The following is a 4,337-nucleotide window of genomic DNA, read 5'->3' on the forward strand; positions in this document are numbered from 1 at the left end:
ATGGCTCTGTTCGAGTTCCCGGCGTCGGCGGCGCAACGGCGGATGTGGCTGCTCGACCAACTGGATCCGGGCCAGGTCACCTACAACATCGGGTGGGCGGTGTGGCTGGACGGGCCGCTGGACACCGAGGCGCTCGACGGTGCCTGGACGGCGGCGGTCGAACGACACGAGATCCTGCGCACCACCTTCCGGGCCAACGGTGGCCTGCCGATCCAGGTGATCGACGACAGCGCTCGCCCCGCCGCTCTCGAAATCGTGTCCCTGGCACACCTGCCCGAGGCGGATCGGGAGGCTACCGCCCGCGCAGCGATCCGGGACCACGCCCGCATCCCGTTCCAGCTCGACCGGGGCCCACTGACGCGTACCCGCCTGCTGCGAATCGCTCCGGACCGGCACGTCCTGTCCCTGGTGGCGCACCACGCCATCACCGACGGCTGGTCGTTCCGGCTGCTCTTCGACGAGATCACCACCGACTACGAGGCGCTGCGTGCCGGAGGGCCCCCGATTTCGGCGGAGCCGGCCCTGCAGTACGCGGACTTCGCCCTCTGGGAACGTGAGCACGTCGACGCGGGCGGCTACACCGAGGCCGAACGGTTCTGGTCGGCCGAACTGGCCGATGCGCCGCCCGAGGTGGCACTGCCGGTCGACCATCCGTATCCAGCCCGGCTGGGCCCGGCCGCCGCCGAGGTCGGGGTGCCCGTCGACGCCCAACTGGCTGCGGGGCTGCGGCGGCTGGCCGGCGCACGGGGCAGCACCCTCTTCGCCGTACTGCTGACCGCGTACGCCGCCGCACTGTCCCGGCTGAGCGACATGGACGAGTTGCTCATCGGTGTACCCGTGGCGGGGCGCACCCGGATCGAGACCGAGCCGATGCTGGGTATGTTCGCGAACACGGTGGCGATCCGGGCGGTGCTACGTGGTGACCCGACGCTCGGGCAGTTGCTCGACCGGCTGCACACCGTCACCGCGCGCGTCCAGGCCCACCAGGACCTGCCGTTCGCGCGGGTGGTCGAGCTGTGCCGGCCCGAGCGGCATCCGTCCCGGGCACCGCTGCTACAGGTCATGTGTACGGTCGAGGAGGCGTCACCGCCGATCGACCGGGGAGCGCTGCACTGGCGGCCGGAGCTGGTGCACAACGGCACCGGCAAGTTCGAGCTGGAGCTGGCGGCCGTGGTCGGCCCGGACGAGCTGACCGTACGCCTGCGCTACCTCACCGATCTCTTCACGTCAGCCACTGCCGGCCGGTTCGCCGACGCCCTGGGCGCGCTCCTGAGCGCGCTGGCCACGGCTCCGGACACCCGAGTGTCCGAGGTGGACATCCTGTCGCCGGCAACGCGGGACCTCGTCACCCGGGTGTGGTCGGAGGCCCCGTCCCGGTCCACCCCGCCCCCGGACACCACCGCGACCGCGCTGATGGCCGCAGTCGACGCCGCCGAGCGGGTGGTGATCCAGGGCAGCGACCGCACCCTCACCGGCACCCAACTGCATGGCATGGCCGGCCGGATCGCCGCCGGGCTGACCGGACTCGGCGTACAGGTGCAGGACACCGTCGGCATCGTCCTACCCCGGGGAGCCCGGGTGCTTCCGGCACTGCTCGGCACGTGGTGGATCGGGGCCGCGTACCTTCCGCTCGATCCGACCCATCCGCCGGGGCGGCTACGCGGAATGCTGGCCGACGCCGGGGTGCGGGTCGTCATCACCGACCGTACCGCCATCCCCGGCCCGCTGCTGGCCGAACTGGACGCGGCCGTGACACTGCTCGACCTGGGCGGACCGGGTCTGACCGTGACGGACGGAGCGGCTACCGGCCCGCTGGTACCTCCGTCCGTCACGGTGCCGGCGACGTCGGCGGCGTACGTCCTGTTCACCTCGGGCTCCACCGGCCGACCGAAGGCGGTCACCGTCACCCAGGGGGCGGTCGCGCACCTGCTGCACGCGTTCCGGGCACTGGTGCCGCTCGGGCCGTCCGACCGGGTCGTCTCGGTCAGCACCTTCGCGTTCGACATCGCCCTGCTCGACCTGCTCCTGCCGTTGTTGTGCGGGGCACCGGTCGTGGTCGCCGGTGACGACGACGTGATCGACGGAAACCGGTTGCGGCGACTGCTCAGCACCGTGTCCGCCACGATGCTCCAGGCGACACCGACGACCTGGCGGATGCTGGTCGCGGCCGGCGGCGTGCCGGCCGGCGTGCGGTTGCGCCTCAGCGGCGGGGAGGCACTGCCCCGGGCCCTGGCCGATGCCCTGCTCGGCCCGGACACGCACCTGTGGAACCTCTACGGCCCGACCGAGACGACGGTGTACTCGACCGGGACCGAGGTCGCCCCGGGGCCGGGGCCGCTGGACATCGGCCCGGCCATCACCGGCAGTCGGGTCTATCTTCTGGACCGGTGGCTGCGGCCGGTACCGCCGGGCGTGGTCGGCGAGATCTACATCGGCGGCGCGGGCGTCGGCCAGGGCTATGCCGCTGCGCCGGGTTTGACCGCCGACCGGTTCCTCCCGGATCCGTTCACCCCCGGCGGCCGGCTCTATCGCAGTGGCGATCTGGGCCGGTGGCTGCCGACCGGACGGATCGAACCGCTCGGTCGGGTCGACCGGCAGGTGAAGGTACGTGGCTTCCGGGTCGAGACGGCGGAGGTCGAGGCGGTGTTGCGCGGCCACCCGAAGGTGGTCGACGCCGTCGTCACGACCTCAGCCGGGGTGGACCACGACGGCGTCCGGCTGGTCGGATACGTGGTCACCCGGTCCGGTACGGCCGACCCGCCGACCGGACTGCGCGAACACGCCCGCCGGCACCTGCCCGAGTACATGGTGCCGGCGGCGCTCATGGCACTGCCCGAGGTGCCCCGGACGTCCCGCGGCAAGCTGGACCTGGGCGCCCTGCCGCAGCCACGCTGGGGTTCCGGGTCGGCCGGGCCCGCGGTCGCGGCGCGTTCCCCATTGGAGCGGGAGTTGGCGGTGCTCGTGGCCGACCTGCTGGGCCTGCCCGGACCGGTCGGGGTCCTGGACAACTTCTTCGTCCTGGGCGGCCACTCGGTGAAGGCCACCCAACTGATGGCGCGGATCTGGACGGCCTACGGGATCGACCTACCGGTGCGGGCGCTCTTCAACGATCCGACCGTGGCGGGGCTCGCCGCAGCGATCTCCGCCGTCGACAGCACGCTCACCGCCGGTTCCGGAGCCGGGGCCGGGCCGAGGGGTATGGCCGGGTCGAGGAGCAGGGACCGAGCCGGGTCCGGGCCTGTCGGCGGGCCGGCGGAAGCCGGCGCTCCGGCCCGGTCGGACGGCACGGACTACCTCGACGCGCTGACCGACGACGACGTCGACGACCTCCTGGCCGCCATGGACCAGCCGGGACCGTCCGGTTGGGACAGGTGAGAGCCGGATGACCGATCCGCCGGACCCGCCCGCCTGGCTGACGGCACTGGTCGCGGCGCTGGGCGAGGGCCAGGATCCGGCTACGGTGCCGGCCTGGACCTGCCGCGTACGCGGCGAGCTCGATCGGCTGGCTGGCCGGGTGCCGTTCCAGGTGGTGTACGACTGGCATGCTCACCTCTTCGGGCCGACGCGCAACGGGACCGGTGAACCGCACCGGCTGGTGGGTGGGTTGCACCAGCGCGTTCAGGCTGGTGAGCGGATCGAGGCGGCCGAGTGGGCCAGCGCTCTCCGGCCCGCCCTGCGCGAGCTGTACCGGGCTGCCTATCCGTACACCGCTGCCCATGCGGTCGCGTACGCCAACGCGCACGCCTACGCGACCGCCAACGGCTACAGCGCAGACGAGGTGGTCGAGTATGCCGGTTTCTACGCTGATCTCAGCACGAATGCCAACGTAACGGCGCAGGCCGATGCCAACGCAATCGCGAACGCGAACGCGTTGGGGGCCGCCCTGGCGCTGGCGGACGAGCGGGCGTACGCCGAGACGTACCCGGCTGCCCTGGTACGCGCACATGCCCTGGCGGAGGCCAACCGGACCGACGCGCCTGGCGCACAGCAGGCGCTGCGGGCGGCGTACGGGCGGCTGGCGGACGCCCTGGCCGACTGCCTGAGTCGGGTCGCGGTTTGAGGCATATCGACATTGGAGCGTGGCTACGCCCGTTCCGGAGAGTATCTGTCTACTCTCGCCATTCTTAGATGGGGAAAATGGTCCCCCGGCGGGACGCGCCATCCCTTCACCGGGCTGGCCTGCCTGTTCCGCCAACTGCCCGGGTGTCTGATACCCGATTTCGAACCGCGCCGATTGCCAAGATCGACCAAGACATTCACCCTGGCCTTACCCAGTTGGATCAACTAATGTGAATCCACCTTTGCCAAGGTCAAGATGTGGTTACAAAGCCAGCAAG

General features: G+C 71.7%; 2 protein-coding genes. Both read left to right on the forward strand.

Annotated features, from left to right (window positions below):
- Positions 1–3,375 carry a non-ribosomal peptide synthetase gene (locus ACFQ4H_RS01505; protein ID WP_377566024.1) on the forward strand — a complete coding sequence of 1,125 codons (3,375 nt, stop codon included), beginning with the start codon at positions 1–3 and terminating at the stop codon, positions 3,373–3,375.
- 7 nt (positions 3,376–3,382) lie between these two features.
- On the forward strand, positions 3,383–4,060 hold the full coding sequence (locus ACFQ4H_RS01510; protein WP_377566026.1) for a hypothetical protein: 678 nt from the start codon (positions 3,383–3,385) through the stop codon (positions 4,058–4,060).
- Positions 4,061–4,337: the final 277 nt, after the last annotated feature.

Source organism: Micromonospora sonneratiae (assembly GCF_042679305.1).
Classification (GTDB): domain Bacteria; phylum Actinomycetota; class Actinomycetes; order Mycobacteriales; family Micromonosporaceae; genus Micromonospora_H; species Micromonospora_H sonneratiae.